Genomic DNA, 17,855 nt, shown 5'->3' on the forward strand with positions numbered 1-17,855 from the left:
GGATGGCCCGCATCACCCTCGATCATCTCGCCCATGCCTACAGGCCCGATCCCCGCACGGCGGACGATTACGCCCTGAAGGAAATCAACCATGTGTGGGGCCAGGGCGGCGCCTATGCGCTGCTGGGGCCGTCCGGGTGCGGCAAGACCACCCTGCTCAACATCATCTCAGGGCTGGTCCGTCCCACGCGCGGGCGGGTTCTCTTCGACGACCTCGATGTCACGGATCTCCCGACGGAGGCGCGCAACATCGCCCAGGTGTTCCAGTTCCCCGTGGTCTACGACACGATGAGCGTGCGTGAGAACCTGGCCTTCCCGCTCAAGAACCGACACGTCCCCCGCGACAGGACCACCCGGCGTGTCGAGGAGATTGCGCGTCTTCTCGACCTGACCCGGGTGCTCGACCGCAAGGCGAGCAACCTTACGGCGGACATGAAGCAGAAGATCTCTCTCGGACGCGGCCTCGTGCGTCCCGACGTGGCAGCCATCCTGTTCGACGAGCCCCTCACGGTGATCGACCCGCACCTGAAATGGCAGCTGCGCTCGACCCTCAAGGAGATCCACCGCGCCCTCGACATCACCATGATCTACGTGACGCACGATCAGACGGAGGCGCTCACCTTCGCCGACAAGGTCGTGGTCATGCATGACGGCGCCGTGGTGCAGACCGGAACGCCCGACGAGCTGTTCGAACGCCCGGCCCACACCTTCGTCGGGCATTTCATCGGCTCGCCGGGCATGAACATTCTTCCCTGCAAGGTCGAAGGCGCCACGGCCTTCATCGGCAATCAGGCCATTCCTCTGCAGCGGATCTATCGCACGCTCTCCGACGGTGAGCGGGTCGAACTCGGCATCCGGCCCGAATTCGTGCGCCTTCAGCCGAGAGGCTCCGGACTGCCCGTCCGGGTGCGTCGCATCGACGATATCGGTCGCGCCCGCATCGCCCGCGTGGAGATGAGCGGACGACCTCTGGCTGCCAGCGTCCCGGACGATATCCCCATCGACGGGAATGAGGCATCCCTCGCGTTCGATCCGCGCCAGATCCACATCTATGCCAACGGGCACCTCGTCTCGGGAGAGCCCATCGGAGGGGGGCGGGTATGACGAAGACCGTCAACAACAGAGCTTGGTTCTTCGTTCTTCCGGTCTTTGCCATCGTGGCCTTCTCGGCCGTCCTGCCGCTGATGACTGTGGTGAACTACTCGGTCCAGGACACTTTCGGCAACAACCAGTTCTTCTGGAATGGAATCGGCTGGTTCCTGGAACTGCTCGATCCATCGACGGAACTCGGAGGACGCTTCTTCGGCGCCCTCTGGCGCACCCTTCTCTTCTCGGCGATCATTCTCATGATCGAGGTGCCGCTCGGCATTGCGGTGGCGCTCGCCATGCCGCGAGAGGGCTGGACCGTCGCGCTCTGTCTCGTCCTGATGGCTCTGCCGCTGCTCATTCCATGGAACGTGGTCGGCACGATCTGGCAGGTTTTCGCCCGTGGCGATATCGGCCTGCTCGGCTGGACGCTCAGTCGCATCGGCATGGATTACAACTACACCAACGATCCCATCGACGCCTGGGCGACGCTGATCGTGATGGATGTGTGGCACTGGACGAGCCTCGTCGCGCTTCTCTGCTATGCCGGACTGAAATCCATTCCCGATGCTTATTATCAGGCCGCCCGTATCGACGGCGCATCGCGCTGGGCCGTCTTCCGAACGATCCAGCTGCCCAAGATGCGTCGCGTTCTGCTGATCGCCGTGCTCCTGCGGTTCATGGATTCCTTCATGATCTACACGGAGCCCTTCGTGATCACCGGCGGCGGCCCGGGCAACGCCACCACGTTCCTGTCCATCGATCTGGTGAAGCTGGCCCTCGGCCAGTTCGACCTCGGCAAGGCGGCGGCCATGTCGCTGGTCTACAACCTGATCATCCTCGCCATCTGCTGGGTCTTCTACACCGTCATGACCAACGTGGATGCCGAGCGGGAGAGAGTCGAAGCATGACCGGGACCATCGCCGTCGGCACCTCAGAAACAAGACCCGTCGCCACCCCTCTCGCCGCGAACCGTGCCCTGTCCGGCCCGCGCGTCAACGGCCGCGTGGTGGTGATGACGCTCTACCTCCTGTTCCTGATGCTGCCGATCTACTGGCTCGTGAACATGAGCCTGAAGACGAACATGGAAATCACGTCCGGCCTTACCCTCTGGCCGAGGGAAATCACCTTCGACAACTATATCAGGATATTCACCGATCCGAGTTGGTACTCGGGGTACATCAACTCGCTGACCTATGTCGTCATCAACACGGTCCTGTCGATCTCCTTCGCGCTCCCGGCGGCCTATGCCTTCTCGCGCTACAGATTTCTCGGCGACAAGCACCTGTTCTTCTGGCTGCTCACCAACCGCATGGCGCCGGCTGCGGTCTTTGCCCTGCCCTTCTTCAATCTCTATTCCGCCATCGGGCTCTTCGACACGCCCTGGGCTGTGGCCCTTGCCCATTGCCTTTTCAACGTGCCGCTGGCCGTGTGGATCCTGGAAGGCTTCATGTCGGGTGTTCCGCGGGAGATCGATGAAACCGCCGCCATCGACGGATACTCGTTTCCCCGCTTCTTCGTGAAGATCTTCATGCCGCTGATCGCCTCGGGCATCGGAGTCGCGGCCTTCTTCTGCTTCATGTTCTCATGGGTCGAACTGCTGCTGGCGCGCACCCTGACCTCGGTCAACGCCAAGCCCATCGCCGCCACCATGACCCGCACCATCTCGGCCGCCGGCATGGACTGGGGGCTGCTCGCCGCTGCCGGCGTCCTCACCATCGTGCCGGGCGCGCTCGTGATCTGGTTCGTCCGCAACTACATCGCCAAGGGCTTTGCCCTGGGTCGGGTTTGAGGAGAGCGCCATGCCTGATCTCGCCTGGATGGCCTGGACGTGGCAGACTGGCCTCTTCTTCGCCGGCATCGCGAGCCTCCTGCTCGTCATGACCCTGCTGGCAGTCCAGCGCCCGGAGACGGAACGTATCGGCGTGTTGCGCATTCCCACGACCCGTGGCGACCGCCTCTTCATCTCGCTTCTCGGTGCAGCTTTCATCCACCTCGCATGGCTGGGCCTCATTGGCCCGGACCTGTGGTGGGCTTCCGGCCTGTCCCTGCTCTACGCAGCAGCCGTGTTTCGCTACGTCTAGGAGGGATGGCTCAAGAAAGCTCTTCGGTTAGCCCGGACCGGAGGGAAACAAGACCAGCATACAAGCCGGCCAGGGCATTACCTGGGAGGAATGAATGAAACTCACCCAATCTCACCGGCACTTGAAGCTGTTTGTCACAACAAGCGTCCTCGCCATGGCGCTTGGCTCCAGCGCCGCTCTCGCGGGCATGGAAGAGGCCCGTCGCTGGATCGACAGCGAATTCCAGCCTTCCACTCTCTCCAAGGATGAGCAGTTGAAGGAGATGGAATGGTTCGTGAATGCGGCCAAGCCGTTCGTGGGCCAGGAGATCAACGTGGTCTCCGAGACCATCACGACCCATGAATACGAGGCCAAGACCCTCGCCAAGGCCTTCACGGAAATCACAGGCATCAAGATCAATCATGACTTGATCCAAGAAGGCGACGTGGTGGAGAAGATCCAGACGCAGATGCAGTCCGGCCGCAACATCTACGACGCCTGGGTCAACGATTCCGATCTCATCGGCACCCACTTCCGCTACAAGCAGGCTATCCCGCTCGACGACTGGATGGCGGGCGAAGGCAAGGACGTGACATCGCCCACTCTCGATGTTGCCGATTTCATCGGCAGGTCGTTCACCACGGCGCCCGACGGCAAGATGTATCAACTGCCGGACCAGCAATTCGCGAACGTCTACTGGTTCCGCTACGACTGGTTCCAGCGCCCGGAATTCAAGGAGAAGTTCAAGGCCAAATACGGCTATGACCTCGGTGTGCCGGTGAACTGGTCGGCCTATGAGGATATCGCCGAATTCTTCACCAACGACATCAAGGAGGTCGACGGCGTCAAGGTCTACGGCCACATGGATTATGGCAGGAAAGACCCGTCGCTCGGATGGCGCTTCACCGATGCCTGGCTCTCCATGGCCGGGAACGGCGACAAGGGCATTCCGAACGGTCTGCCGGTGGACGAATGGGGCATCCGGATGGAAGGCTGCCGCCCCGTCGGCTCCTCCATCGAGCGCGGCGGCGACACCAACGGCCCCGCAGCCGTATATTCCATCGCCAAATATCTCGAATGGATGAAGAAATACGCTCCGCCTCAAGCGCAGGGCATGAACTTCTCCGAGTCGGGGCCGGTGCCGGCACAAGGCAACATCGCCCAGCAGATCTTCTGGTACACGGCCTTTACCGCCGACATGGTGAAGCCCGGTCTTCCCGTGGTGAATGCGGACGGCACGCCTAAATGGCGCATGGCGCCCTCGCCTCACGGCTCATACTGGAAGGAAGGCATGAAGCTCGGCTACCAGGACGCCGGCTCGTGGACGCTGCTGAAATCCACTCCTGTCGATCGCCGCAAGGCGGCCTGGCTCTATGCGCAGTTCGTCACGTCCAAGACGGTTTCGCTGAAGAAGAGCCATGTGGGTCTCACCTTCATTCGTGAAAGCGACATCTGGGACAAGAGCTTCACCGAGCGAGCGCCCAAGCTTGGCGGGCTGATCGAGTTCTACCGCTCTCCCGCCCGCGTGCAATGGACCCCGACCGGCAACAACGTGCCCGATTATCCGAAGCTCGCGCAGCTCTGGTGGCAGAACATCGGCGATGCGGCTTCCGGCGCGAAGACGCCGCAGGAAGCGATGACTTCGCTCGCCAATGCGCAGGACGAGGTGCTCGGTCGCCTCGAGCGCGCCAACGTGCAGGGTGAATGCGGCCCGAAGCTGAACCCGAAGACCTCCGCCGAGGAGTGGTTCAAGAAGGCTGAAAGCGCCGGCACCATCGCGCCCCAGCGCAAGCTCGCGAACGAGAAGCCCAAGGGCGAGACGGTGGATTACGACACGCTCATCAAGAGCTGGCCCGCCTCCCCGCCGAAGCGCAGCTGACGCATAGAGGCCCCGCCCGGCGGGCGGGGCCTTTTCTCGTGTCGGGGGCAGCCACATCACCTAGCCGCCCGGCCAGTATCAGGGAAGGACGTTTGCCTGCAGGATCGCCCGGACGATGACCGAAAGGGTTTGTCATGCCAGATCCAACAGCCGGCTTCTCCCTCGACACGATCTCGAACCATGTTTCTGATTTGCTCGATGGTATCGCGCCACGGCTCGTGACGGTCCGTGGGCGCCGACGTGGGACCTCGAGCGGCTTTCTCTGGCGCCCCGGCCTCATCATCACCGCGGAAGAAGCCTTGGAGGCGGACGAGGACATCGCGGTCATGCACCCCGATGGGAGCAAAGTCGCGGCAGGCCTCGTCGGTCGCGATCCAAGCACGGATATCGCCCTTCTCCGTATAGAAGAAAGTCCGCTGGAGGATATCGCCTTCAGCCCGACGGATGGTCTACGCGCCGGTCATCTCATTCTGGCGGCGGGGCGACAGCCGGAAGGGCCGAGTGCGGCACTGGGGATCGTGTCCCTTACAGGCGCGGCTTGGAAGAGTCTGCGCGGCGGCCATATGGACCGCAGGATCCATCTGGATCTCAGGCTCGACTTCCAATCGGAAGGCGGGGTTGCCCTCGACACGAGCGGGCAAATCGTCGGCATGACGGTATTCGGTCCATGGCGCCGCGTCCTCGTCATCCCGTCGGAGACCATCGAGCGCGTCGCTCCTCAGTTGCTTGATAAAGGTCGTGTCGCTCGTGGCTATCTGGGCCTCGGACTCCAGCCGATCCGCATCGACAAGGCCGCAGCCGACACGGCAGGACTCAGCGAGCCGCGCGGCCTGATCGTCGTCAGCATGGACCAGGACGGGCCGGGGCAAAGGGCCGGTATTCGCCAAGGCGACATTCTCATCCGCTGGAACCATGACGCCCTGCCCTCCGTCCGCCGGGTCTACAGGCTCCTCGGGCCTGAGAGCGTGGGTCAATCGGTCGATCTTGGAATCGTGAGGGCGGGTGAACATATCACTCTTGCCGTCGAGATCAGGGAGCGCCCGACACCTCAATAGCCCATTGACGTCACGAGGGTGAAGCCTTGCACAGGGTGGCACTTCACATCGACGATGAGAGCCTGCTCGACCGCATCACCGCGATCCTGGCCGACGAGGCCGGCATCGATCTCCTGAACCCGGTTAACCCCGATGTGGTGATCACGGACCATCTGCCGTTCTCAGAGGCGGCGCCAACGATCGTCCTGGGCGATGAGTTGAGCGGATTCGAGATGCTCAAGGCCGGAGCAAGCGGGGTTCTCTCCCGCCATATCGACGCCTCGGGCCTTATGCTGGCCGTGGAGACCGTGAAGAGAGGCTTCGCCATCCTGCCGCGAAGCGGGATGGGAAGCGGCCAAGACCCGTCACGGGACGATCTGCTCACCGCGCGCGAGCTCGAAGTTCTGCGGCTGCTGGCGGAAGGCGCCTCGAACAAGCTCATCGCTCGCAAGCTTGGGATTTCATTCCACACCGCGAAATTCCACGTCGCCTCCATCGCGGCGAAGCTCGACGCGACAGGACGAACGGATGCAGTCGCCCAAGCCGTCCGCCTCGGTCTCATCCTGTTGTGATCCGGCCCTTGGCCTTAACGCCCCGCATCACCACATGATGTGAAATAGCGTTAACCTTGGAGGGCTCAATGCTCGATCGCACTCCAACCTTTCTACTCAACACCGATGAATCCGCAACCACCTCGCAGCCGATCTCCGTTCCTCCCGAGGACGATATTCTGCTCGATTCCTACTCGCAGGCCGTGACGAGGGTGGTGGACCGGATTGGTCCCGCGGTGGTGCGGGTCGAACCACAAATCTCTGGCCGTACGGCCGGGATGGGTTCCGGTGTCCTCATTTCGCCCGACGGGCTCCTTCTCACCAACAGCCATGTCGTGCAGGGAGCCAAAGAGGCGAAGCTCACGGGCTCTGATGGGCGCACCATCGAGGCACGGGTCATCGGGGACGATCCGGACACGGATCTCGCCTTGTTGCGCGCCAGCGGCGACAGACTTCCCTTCGCTACCCTGGGCGATTCCAAACGGCTGAAGCGTGGTCAGATCGCAATCGCCATCGGCAATCCCCTGGGGTTCGAATCGACCGTCACGGCGGGCGTGGTTTCGGCCCTCGGACGGAGCCTGCGGGCGAAATCGGGACGGCTCATCGACGACGTGATCCAGACGGATGCAGCCCTGAACCCGGGCAATTCCGGCGGTCCGCTCGTGGCGACCTCCGGCGAGGTGATCGGCATCAACACTGCCGTCATCATGGGAGCGCAGGGCATCTGCTTTGCCGTCGCAAGCAACACGGCGAATTTCGTCGTTTCGGAGCTGATCCGCCACGGTCGCGTCCGCCGCGCCTCGATCGGCATTGCCGGACAGACGGTGCCCCTGCCGCGGCGCATCAGCTATGCGGCCGGATTGGCCGGGACCCACGGCGTGGTCATCGCCGCCGTGGAGCCGGACAGCCCCGCCGACCAGGCCAAACTGGAACAGGGTGATGTCATCCTCTCGCTCGACGGAGAGCCGGTCGGTGGTGTCGACGATCTCGTACGCCTGCTGAACGGCGAACGGATCGGACGCTTCGTCGAACTCGTTCTGCTCAAGAAGGGCGAAATGCGCACCGTGACGATCACCCCGGTGGAGCGCAGGATGAAGACGGCCCGCTCCGAGTGAGCGGCGACAGGAATTTTGAGCGGATCTCCGGGTCTGTTCCGGGTCCGCTCAAGTCTGACTTTCGTCCAGCCATGCAGGATCGAGCGTGAACAGCTCCTGCGGCCGGGCGATGCCCCGAAGGGCATACCGGCCGACCGACACCAGACATTCCCGGTCCTCCTCCGCCGCTGCCGAGAAGAAGGCGGACGACACCAGAACATCCCTCTCGACGGAGCGGCACAGTGCGCCGATTCGACTCACCTCGTTCACGGCAGGTCCGACCACCGTGAAATCGAGCCGATCCTGGCTGCCGATATTCCCGTAGAACACCTCGCCGATGTGCAGGCCGAGATAGGCCGAGGTAACCGGCAGGTTGCACGACAGGCGCTCTTCGTTCAGCGCCCGTATCCGTGACTGCATCAAACGCTCCGCCTTGAGAGCGCACCGGCAGGCCTGGCTTGGATCCTCCTCCTTGAAGATCGCGAGCGCCCCATCGCCGATCAGCTTCAGGACATCGCCGCCCGCCTCGTAGATGGATGAGATGATCGCTTCCGAATAATCGTTGAGGAAGGGTATGATCTGCTCGGGATCGGCCGTCTCCGTAATGTGGGTGAAGCTGTGCAGGTCGCTGAACCACAGGACGGACTGGATCCGGTCCGTGACGCCACGGGCGATCCGGCCGCTCAGGACGAGCCGCCCGGCATCGCGGCCGAGATAGGTCTCGACAAGGGTTTTCGCGATGCGCGCCAGCGAGGCGCATTTCACGGCCAGCATCAAGGGCGATGCCAGCTCACGCAACAGCGTGATCTCTTCGTCTCCGAAGCCGGAAGGCACATCCGTCGTCCACGAAGAAAAAAAGGAATCCATCTCGCCGATGGCCCCTTCGGCTTCGAAGCGATGGATCAGGACCAGATAATCCGTCTGCCCCTCGGCGCGGAGATCCGTGAGAACCGAGAAGTCCTCGATGTGACCTGGACCGAGCCGCCGACGCAGGAAATCCTCACCGCTTGCCCAGAGATGATAAAAGGTGCTGCGGCGCCAGTTTTCCGCCGCCTGCCCTTCCACGTTGGTACGGCCATATTCGATGATCGAATTGAGACCGTCCTGATCGTCACGATGCCATCGGAAAACCCGACCTTCGTGGATCGGGTGCAGCGTATCGATGATGATGTTCACCCGGCAGACAGGCAGTCCTTCCTGAGCAAGGCGGGTGCAGAAGCCGCGCAGGAGCTCCAGCTCGGACATGCCGGCCAAGCCGGCCTCGGTGACCCATTTCGCGATGTGTGCTGCCTGGGCTGTGTCCATAGAAATCTCTTCACGATATCAATGCGTCCGACCTTTCATGCCAGCATATGGGGCGCCGGGTAAAGTCGAACAGCGATCACGCGGGCCGCACGGCCCTCGCCTACTCGGCCGGGGACGCTCGAGTTTCCATGGAGCCGGCCCGCTTCGGGCTGGCGCGCTTGAAGAGGCGCAGCACGACGAGCCGGACCGCCACGTAGAAGACCGGCGTGAGGAAGAGGCCGAAGACCGTCACGCCGAGCATTCCCGAGAACACGGCCGTACCGAGGGATCGGCGCATCTCGGCTCCGGGTCCGGTCGCGATTGCGAGCGGGAGCACGCCGAGGATGAAGGCGAAAGCCGTCATCAGGATGGGCCGCAGGCGCAGCCGGCACGCCTCGACGACGGCTTCCACCGGCGTTTTGCCGTCGAACTCCGCCTGCCTTGCAAACTCGACGATGAGGATCGCATTCTTCGCCGCCAAGCCGACGAGGACCACGAGGCCGATCTGTGTCAGGATGTTGTTGTCCAGGCCTCTGATCATGACGCCGATCAGCGCCGAGAGAACGCTCATCGGCACGATCAGGATGATGGCGATGGGAAGCGACCAGCTTTCGTACTGGGCCGCAAGCACGAGGAACACGAAGAGCACGGACAGGGCGAAGATGAACACGGCCGTGTTTCCGGTCTGTCGCTCCTGAAACGCCAGCTCCGTCCATTCGAAGCCCATTCCAGGGGAAAGGTTCTGCCGGACCAGCGCCTCCATGGCATCGAGCGCAGTGCCGGAGGACACGCCGGGCCCAGCATTCCCCTGCAGAGCCACCGAGGTGAACATGTTGTAGCGCTGAATCAGGTCGGCTCCCGAAATCTCCCGCATCTCCACGAGGGTGCCCAGGGGCACGAGAGCGCCCGTTGATGACCGGACCCGAAGCCGGTTGATATCCTCCTGGTCGATCCTGAAGCGCTGATCGGCCTGCGCGCGAACCTGGTAGACGCGGCCGAACGCGTTGAAGTCGTTCACATACGCCGTGCCGAGATTGATGCGGAGCGTCTCGAAGATGTTCGGGATCGGCACGTTCAGGATGCTCGCCTTCTGACGGTCGATTTCCAGATAGACCTGTGGCGAATTCGCCGAGAAGGTGGTGAAGACGCCAGCGAGGTTCGGGTTCTGCCGCGCCTGTCCCATCAGCTGGTAGGCGACCGCCAATATACCGCGCACATCGTCGCCGGTCCGGTTCTGGATCTGAATCTTGAAACCGCCCGAGTTTCCGAGTCCGCGGACGGGCGGCGGCGGGATGGCGATGATGAATGCCTCCTCGATCTGCTGCATGCGGGCGAAGAGATCGCCGATGATCTTGGCCCCGGAATCACCCGCCTTGATCCGTTCGTCGAACGGCTCGAAGCCGGCAAAGATCGCCGCAGCATTGGTCGCATTGGTGAAGGTGGCTCCCGAAAAGCCCGCGAAGGCCACCGCGTTCTTAACGCCGGGCGTCTCCTGGATGATCTTGGATGCCCGCTGCACCACCGCATCCGTGCGCGCCAGGGAAGAGCCGTCCGGCAACTGGATCACGACGATGGCGTAGCCTTGGTCGAGGGTCGGGATGAAGCCGCGCGGGACATGGTTGGCGATCCAAACGGTGCCGGCCAGAAGGCCGACATAGACCGGCAGCACGATGAGCTTGTGCCGCGCCAGCGTCCCAACCGCTCTGGCATATCCGTTGGACGTGACATCAAAGCCACGGTTGAAGCCATTGGCCAATGTACGCCCGACCCGGGCAACCGGGTTCCTGGAATGCCCATGACTGTGCGGCTTCAATAGGAAAGCTGCCAGGGCCGGAGAAAGCGTCAGTGAGTTGAACGCCGATATGACAGTAGACACGGCGATCGTCAGGGCGAATTGTCGGTAGAACTGACCGGAGATGCCAGGAATGAAGGCGGTGGGCACGAACACCGCGACGAGAACCAGCGCGATGGCCACGACCGCGGTTCCGACCTCGTCCATGGTCGTATGGGCGGCGTCTCGCGGCGTCATGCCGAGAGCGATGTTGCGTTCCACGTTCTCCACCACGACGATGGCATCATCGACCACGATGCCGATCGCCAGCACCATGCCGAACAGGGTCAGCGTATTGATCGAGAAGCCGAGAGCCGCCATGAAAGCGAAAGTGCCGATCAGGGAGACCGGGATCGCCACGATGGGGATGATCGCCGTCCGCCAGCTCTGCAGGAAAATGAAGACCACGATCACGACGAGCGCCGTGGCCTCGAACAACGTCTTGTAGACCTCGTTCACGCTCTCGGAGATGAACTCCGTGGGATTGTAGACGATCTGGTACGCGATGCCCGGCGGGAAGTTGCCTTTGAGCTCCTCCATGGTCCGCGTGATCTGCTCGGATGCTGCGAGCGCATTGGTCCCTGGCCGCTGGAAGATGGCCAGAGCGACCGCGGGCTTGCCGTTCAGATAGGAATTGGTGACGTAATCCTGGGCACCGAGTTCGATGCGTGCGACGTCCTGCAGCCGAACGAGGCGTCCCTGCGGTGTCGCCTGGACGATGATCTGGCGGAACTGGCGTGGATCCTCGAACCGCCCCTGCGTCGTCACCGTCAGCTGGAACGCCGCATCCGTCGGCGTCGGCTCCTGGCCCAAGGCGCCGCCGGAGACCTGGACGTTCTGCTCCTGGATCGCCCTCACCACCTCGCTCGACGTCATCCCGTACGAGGCAAGCTTCTCGGGATCCAGCCAGACGCGAAGGGAATATTGCCGCTCGCCGAAGATGATGAGGTCGCCCACCCCGTCGAGACGGAGCAGGATGTCGCGCACATAGTTGCGGGCATAGTTCGAGACATAGAGCTGGTCGTAGGATCCGTCCGGCGAGAGCATATGGACGACCATCATCAGGTCGGGCGAACTCTTGAGCGTCGTCACGCCGAGACGGCGCACCTCCTCGGGCAAGCGCGGCGTCGCGATCGCCACCCGGTTCTGGACGAGCACCTGGGCCTTGTCGAGATCGGTGCCGAGCTTGAACGTGATCGTCAGCGCCATGGCGCCGTCGCCGGTGGAATAAGAGGACATATAGAGCATGTCCTCGACGCCGTTGACCTGCTGCTCCAGCGGCGTGGCGACCGTGGCCGCAACCGTCTGCGCATCTGCTCCCGGGTAATTCGCTCTGACCACCACGGTGGGCGGCGCGATATCCGGGTATTGCGCGACCGGCAGGGTCGAGTAAGCGATTCCCCCGATGATCAGGAAAAGCGCCGACAGGACCGTCGCGAAGATGGGACGGTCGACGAAGAAATGGGCGAAGCGCATGCAATCGCACTCCTGGCGTGGGATCAGCTGCCGTTTCGTTCCCGCACCGGGGGGAGCGTTATCATCTGGGGCGTAATCGGCGCCCCGGGCCTGACGCGAACGAGGCCGTTGACGACCACTGTCTCGTTTCCGGTCAAACCGTCACGAATCACCCTGTAGCCGTCGATCCGCGGGCCGATGCGAACGGGCTTGAGATTCACGGTGTTATTCTCGCCGACCACATAGACCACCCGCCTGTCCTGGTCGCTTCCGATCGCTTCGTCAGGCACGAGGATACCCTTGTAAGGATCGGAGGCGCCGACAGTCACACGGCCGAACAGACCGGGTGTCAGGAAGCGATCCTTGTTCTCGAACACGGCACGCACGCGGATCGTGCCGCTTGCCGAATCCAGCCGGTTGTCGACGAAATCGAGATGTCCCTTGCGCGGCTCCAGGCGCTCATCCGTCAACCTGAGAACGACCTCATTGGTCTCTCCGTTGGCCGAGGTATTGGTACCTCCACGGGACTGCCTGGAGAAAGCCAGGAACGAGCGCTCATCGACATCGAAATAGAACTGGATCGGATCGAGCGAGAGGACGTTCGTCAGGATCGTCTCATTGGCGTTGACCAGATTGCCCTCCGAGACGAGCTTGCGCGAAATGCGCCCCGATAATGGAGATTTGATCTCCGTGAATTCGACATCGAGCTGGGCCTGCCGGAGAGCCGCCTGGGCACGATCCAATTCGGCCTTGGCCGTCAGGAACGATTGCCGGCGCTGATCGTAGAGTTGATCGGTGATGTTCCCGCTCCGACGCAACTGCTCGGCGCGATCGAGATCGCTTTGCGCGAATTCCAAACGGACCTGCGAGGATGTGACGGCCGATTGCGCCTGCTCAAGCGAATTGCGGTAGGGCCGCGGATCGATGGTGAAAAGAAGGTCTCCCGCCTTGACGAAAGTGCCGTCCTGAAAATGAACCTTGTCGAGATACCCGGATACCCGCGCCCGGATATCCACCTGATCGATGGCCTCGAACCGTCCGATGAAATCGTCCTGCTCGACGATGTCCTTCATGATGGGTTTTGCCACAGTCACTGGTGGAGGCGGCGCGGGGCTGCCCTGCGCCAATACGGGATTCGTCGCAAACCAAGAGAACAGAACGCTGGAAACAAGCACGGACCGAGGAAAGCGCATGCGTAACCTCCTGATCGACATGACGGACGCAGCACTGCGCCTCCAAATTCTAGATTATGGCCCTCTGCGCGGAGGCACGCAAAAGTGCTTTTGTTCTTATTGCAGGGCAATATTACGCATTGTTGAAACCCTGACAAGGTACGCAACATTAATACACTTTGACCGGGATCGCTCGCCGCAAATTGCAATAGGAAACGGTCTTGAGCTTGGGAGCGAGTTTCTCAGGTATAGGCATTGCGGAGATCAAGGGTGCTTTGCTGTCCAATATACCGGTAGTTTTTCGCAAGCCATGCGCGAGCCGCCTTCCTGCCGAGATCTTTCAGCTCCTTGAAGAAGCTCCATTGAGCGCTAAGGCGCGACGCCGCTGTGAACTCATCGAGTTTATCACCGCCATGGATTCGATGCATGAGGACCCGCTTGTAGTCCGCGGTCGAGAGCTTTCCCTCGTCGATCAGCCGCGTCACGAATGCGACCGCTCTGAACTGCTCAAGCAGATTGGCATTGAATGTGATCTCCGTCAGCCTGTTCTGGATCTCCTGCACGCTCCGAGGTGTCGAGCGGCGCTCGATCGGATTGATCTGCACCAGCAGGATATCGTCCGATTCGGTTTCGTAGAAGAGCGGAAAGAGCGCCGGATTGCCTGTGTAACCACCATCCCAATAGGGCTCGCCTTCGATCTCGACGGCCTTGAAGAGCATGGGCAGGCATGCAGAGGCCAGAACGTGATCCACGGTCAGCTCGGGGCCCTTGAAGACCCTGATCTTCCCGGACCAGACGTTGGTCGCCGCAATGAACAGTTTCGCATCTCGACACGCCCTCACCCGCTCGAAATTGATCAGGCTGTTGAGAGCGTCGCGTAGAGGGTTGATGTCGAGCGGATTGAGATCATACGGACTTGCGACCCGGGACCAAGCATCGAACCAGAGATTCGAAGATCCGTTCATGCTCCAATAGCTCAAGAGACGGTCGAAGAGCGATCGCTGAATCGGCGAGAGCACGCCGTCGAGGCTCACACGTTTCCAGAACTTTCGCAGCTGCTCGCGCGCTCCGTCACGGCCTCCCTCGAGCCATCCTTCGAAGACAACGACCGCGTTCATCGATCCAGCGCTCGCGCCGGTGATCGCCTCAATCGTCAGCCTCCCGTCCTCAAGAAGATAATCGAGCACACCCCAGGTGAAGGCGCCATGCGCGCCACCACCCTGCAACGCCAGGGATACGGTCTTCTCGGCATTGGGACACACCAGGCCCCGTACAGGGCTTCTGCGTTTCTCGGCTCGACCCGTCATTGCGATCTCCAAGTCTCGGTCGACAGATTACCACCAGGACGGCGCCCAAGCGCAAGTCGGAGCCTCACCCATTGCCCGGGACAAGCGATCGACCACGTCAAAGGAACATGGGCCCCGGCCAAGCTTGGCTTCCGTGGACCGATGAGACACACTAGAGCCTCGGACCTGCAAGTGGGTTCATTTTCCGCCGGCGCGACCCTTCGGTTCAGCACGGTGTCCAGGACCCGCGGCGGTCGAGCGGAATGTATGGAAAAAGGCATAATCTCGGCCCTGATCATGCCGGAGCTCAAACATGATCGTGCGTCTGCCCAAGTCGGCTCAATGGAGATTACTTCAACTGAAACTTATCATCCAGTCGGCTGCTGCCCGCACAGCCATGCGCTGGCGGATCCATCGATCACGTCGCCCCCACAACCTACCAGGGGAACTCGTCGTATCCCTGACCTCTTATGAGGCACGTTTCGAAACTCTCCCGCTGACCTTACGTGCGCTTCTCTGTCAGACCATCAAGCCGGATCGCATTGTTCTTTGGGTGTCTTACGAAGACGAAGCAAAGCTTCCAAAAGCCGTGACGAGGCTCAAGAGATATGGCCTGGATATTCGCGTAACGGATGACTTTCGATCATTCAAGAAGATCATTCCGTCGCTGAAAGCGTTTCCGGAGGCATTCATCGTAACGGCTGATGACGACGTATACTATAAACAAAATTGGCTCGCAGATCTGGCATCTGCATCGGCGGGGCGAAGGAACCTCATCGTCTGCCACCAGGCAAGGAAGATAAACATAGATCCGTATGGTCACCTGCAACCATACGGAACATGGCCTTATATCACCGAGCCGGAAGAATCCTCTGCCGTTTTCCCTGTCGGGCGTGGCGGTATCCTCTATCCTCCGTCAGCTCTCGCACGCGAAGTCCTGAACCATGATGCTTTCCTCGAACTTTGCCCGAAAGCCGACGACGTTTGGCTGTACTGGATGGGCCGCAACGCGGGAAGCGTCTATCGCAAGATCGGTCGCTCGGAAATTGCTTGGGATTGGCCAGGAACGCAAAAGGTCGCGCTTTTTCGTGAAAATCTCCAATCCAACTTGAACGATTCACAGATCGATGCCGTTGCCAAACGCTATGGATCTCCTGTTTTCCGTGGAATGCCGCGCCCCGAAGATCAAATGCGGTAACAGGCCGAGAAGCTCCGGCGTGCTTTGGACATTGCAATGGATAGCTGGCGCAATGGCACCTTCTTTCAACCGAGACCTGTTGTGATGCCGCCTGCTCCGAAGAACGAGATCGGATGCACTATTCTTCGGATGTCGGATCCTATCACAAAGCGATTCACCGCAAGGGAATGGAGCATCGGAGCACCACGAAAGTGAATTCCTCTGTCGAACTTATGCCTTATCGCCAAGCTTCATTTTTCTATTGGACATTTCGGCGGGACTGCGCTGAAGGAGGTTTGATTTATTTATTGACATTCCGACGGTTCAAACGAATATGTCTGCGGAACTTACGCTCCGCCGACGTACACAGAGTACTGAGTTTCCTGAATGTACATGCGTGGAAGAGCTGAGCCTGCGGTCTGTTGAATATGGTCGCTCGCGTCTCCAATAAACTTATAAATTTCTGGTGGCTGATTTTAGTCTCATAGTGAGCAAGGTGAGCTGCTGCCTGGCCTGAGACAAGAGAATATTGTCAAGCGGAGAGGCTGCATGAGCTCTCAGGATTATCCGCTTACCCGAAGCTTTCGGAGTGCAGTCCAAAGCGTCCTGGGCTGTTTTGCTGTCTGGATCATATTCCTTGCCCTTCTTCCCGGTGGGGCCGCTGCTGCAGAGTATCGCCTGGGTCCGCAGGACAAGATCAGGATCAAGGTCGCTGAATGGCGGGCTGGCAAGAGCGAGTATTTCGACTGGGCAATCCTCATGGGTGAGTACACCGTGAATGCCTCAGGTAGCATCGCGCTACCGCTTCTCGGCAACCTGCCTGTCAAAGGACTGACGGTTGATGAACTTGCAAGGCTCGTTGCCGAAACTCTCCAGACACGGGCCGGGATCCCCAACCGCCCTGAAGCCGCTGTCGAGATCATCCAATATCGTCCAATCTATGTTGTCGGAAGCGTCCAGCAGCCCGGTGAATATGCCTATCGGCCAGCGCTAACCGTCCTGCAGGCGATCGGCTTGTCGGGAGGCCTCTATAGGCAAACGGAATCCGGCCTGATCCGCCTCGAGCGCGACAGGGTTTCCGCCATTGGCGCCTATGAAAGCGCACGTCTCGAGATCCGCCGCCTGCTGGTGCGGCGCGAACGTTTGACCACTGAGCTGGCCTCGGGGCCGCAGATCCCGACCCCAGATGACCTACGCGACGATCCCGATGCCCCCCGTCTCATCGCAGATGAAATTGCGGTCATGAACGCACGCAGTGACGCTCTGCGCTCTCAACTGGCCGCCAATGCCGAGATCAAGGATCTTTTCTCGAAGGAAATCGTAAGCCTGGAGCAGAAAGTCACAGCACAGGAGCGGCAGATCGCCATTGCACGTCGTGAGTTGCAGACCGTCGGGAACTTGGTTGAGAAAGGCCTTGCAGTCAGCTCGCGTGAATTTGCGCTTGAGCGCACCCTGGCAGACCTCGAGAGCAAGATGCTCGACTATACGACCGCGATACTGCGAGCGCGCCAGGAAATCAGCAAAGCGGATCGGGATGCCACCGACTTGCAGGCCGACCGGAAGGCGAAGATCGAAGCTGAGAGGCAGGAGACGGAAGCCGCTATCGATCAGCTCAGGTCGCGCCTCGCGACGTCTCAGAGCCTCATCAATGAAGCCACAACGACAGCGCCTCGACTCCTCATGGAGAGAATGGAAGCCACACGGCAGATTACCTTCTGGATCGTGCGGCAGAGCGACACGAACTCGATCAGGATTTCAGCCGACGCGGACACGGCTGTTGAGCCGGGTGACGTCATCCAGGTTGAACAGAGCACCACCGCGGACACCAGAGCCGAGTGGCCTGATCGAAACGCCGTGAGCATGGATTCCAACATGCAGTCCCGCTCCAAATCCAATTAATGAACGATGTCATCCTCCATGGTCCAAGCAAGAGATCTGTTTCGG

Annotated in this window: 12 protein-coding genes and 2 pseudogenes; 10 read left to right on the plus strand and 4 right to left on the minus strand. The window is 61.0% G+C overall.

All coding sequences use genetic code 11. The features are described 5' to 3' along the window. Window positions 1-2 precede the first annotated feature (2 nt). From DDF70_RS17840 to DDF70_RS17875, 8 genes and pseudogenes are all read left to right on the plus strand, one after another. On the plus strand, window positions 3-1,103 hold the full coding sequence (locus DDF70_RS17840) for an ABC transporter ATP-binding protein (RefSeq protein WP_114946205.1): 1,101 nt from the start codon (window positions 3-5) through the stop codon (window positions 1,101-1,103). Continuing rightward, window positions 1,100-1,996, plus strand: coding sequence for a carbohydrate ABC transporter permease (locus tag DDF70_RS17845; protein WP_114946206.1), 897 nt, complete (start codon window positions 1,100-1,102; stop codon window positions 1,994-1,996). Before DDF70_RS17840 ends, DDF70_RS17845 begins: the two co-directional genes overlap by 4 nt. A gap of 122 nt (window positions 1,997-2,118) precedes the next feature. Further along, window positions 2,119-2,877, plus strand: a pseudogene (locus tag DDF70_RS17850) (carbohydrate ABC transporter permease); the annotation flags it as partial. A gap of 10 nt (window positions 2,878-2,887) precedes the next feature. Then, window positions 2,888-3,169 (plus strand): DUF2160 domain-containing protein, encoded by a 282-nt coding sequence (locus tag DDF70_RS17855; RefSeq protein ID WP_114946207.1) that lies wholly within the window; start codon window positions 2,888-2,890, stop codon window positions 3,167-3,169. A 154-nt stretch (window positions 3,170-3,323) separates the two neighbouring features. Further along, window positions 3,324-5,027, plus strand: a complete 1,704-nt coding sequence (locus DDF70_RS17860; RefSeq protein ID WP_425374089.1) for an ABC transporter substrate-binding protein — start codon at window positions 3,324-3,326, stop codon at window positions 5,025-5,027. 134 nt (window positions 5,028-5,161) lie between these two features. Then, complete coding sequence (locus DDF70_RS17865) at window positions 5,162-6,082, plus strand: S1C family serine protease (protein ID WP_114946209.1); 921 nt, start codon at window positions 5,162-5,164, stop codon at window positions 6,080-6,082. A 350-nt stretch (window positions 6,083-6,432) separates the two neighbouring features. Then, a pseudogene (locus DDF70_RS38120) lies at window positions 6,433-6,633 on the plus strand (helix-turn-helix domain-containing protein); the annotation flags it as partial. A gap of 68 nt (window positions 6,634-6,701) precedes the next feature. Beyond that, window positions 6,702-7,727, plus strand: a complete 1,026-nt coding sequence (locus tag DDF70_RS17875) for a S1C family serine protease (RefSeq protein ID WP_114946210.1) — start codon at window positions 6,702-6,704, stop codon at window positions 7,725-7,727. A gap of 48 nt (window positions 7,728-7,775) precedes the next feature. On the opposite strand, the gene DDF70_RS17880 is transcribed toward DDF70_RS17875, so the two are convergent. The 4 genes from DDF70_RS17880 to DDF70_RS17895 form a co-directional block, all read right to left on the minus strand. Continuing rightward, window positions 7,776-9,011: an adenylate/guanylate cyclase domain-containing protein gene (locus DDF70_RS17880; protein WP_114946211.1), complete on the minus strand. Its 1,236-nt coding sequence runs from the start codon at window positions 9,009-9,011 to the stop codon at window positions 7,776-7,778. A gap of 100 nt (window positions 9,012-9,111) precedes the next feature. Further along, a complete protein-coding gene (locus DDF70_RS17885) occupies window positions 9,112-12,297 on the minus strand; it encodes an efflux RND transporter permease subunit (RefSeq protein ID WP_114946212.1) in 3,186 nt (1,061 codons plus the stop codon). Between the two features lie 23 nt (window positions 12,298-12,320). After that, a complete protein-coding gene (locus DDF70_RS17890) occupies window positions 12,321-13,469 on the minus strand; it encodes an efflux RND transporter periplasmic adaptor subunit (RefSeq protein WP_114946213.1) in 1,149 nt (382 codons plus the stop codon). 221 nt (window positions 13,470-13,690) lie between these two features. Beyond that, on the minus strand, window positions 13,691-14,755 hold the full coding sequence (locus tag DDF70_RS17895) for a patatin-like phospholipase family protein (RefSeq protein WP_114946214.1): 1,065 nt from the start codon (window positions 14,753-14,755) through the stop codon (window positions 13,691-13,693). Between the two features lie 292 nt (window positions 14,756-15,047). Between DDF70_RS17895 and DDF70_RS17900 the strand changes: the two genes are divergently transcribed. Together DDF70_RS17900 and DDF70_RS17905 are read left to right on the plus strand one after the other, a co-directional pair. Then, entirely contained in the window at window positions 15,048-15,932 is an 885-nt protein-coding gene (locus tag DDF70_RS17900; protein ID WP_114946215.1) for a glycosyltransferase family 2 protein, read from the plus strand. A 528-nt stretch (window positions 15,933-16,460) separates the two neighbouring features. Then, the gene (locus DDF70_RS17905; protein WP_114946216.1) at window positions 16,461-17,810 is read left to right on the plus strand and encodes a polysaccharide biosynthesis/export family protein; all 1,350 of its coding nucleotides are present in this window, start codon (window positions 16,461-16,463) and stop codon (window positions 17,808-17,810) included. Window positions 17,811-17,855 lie beyond the last annotated feature (45 nt).

Source organism: Microvirga calopogonii (assembly GCF_003347665.1).
Classification (GTDB): domain Bacteria; phylum Pseudomonadota; class Alphaproteobacteria; order Rhizobiales; family Beijerinckiaceae; genus Microvirga; species Microvirga calopogonii.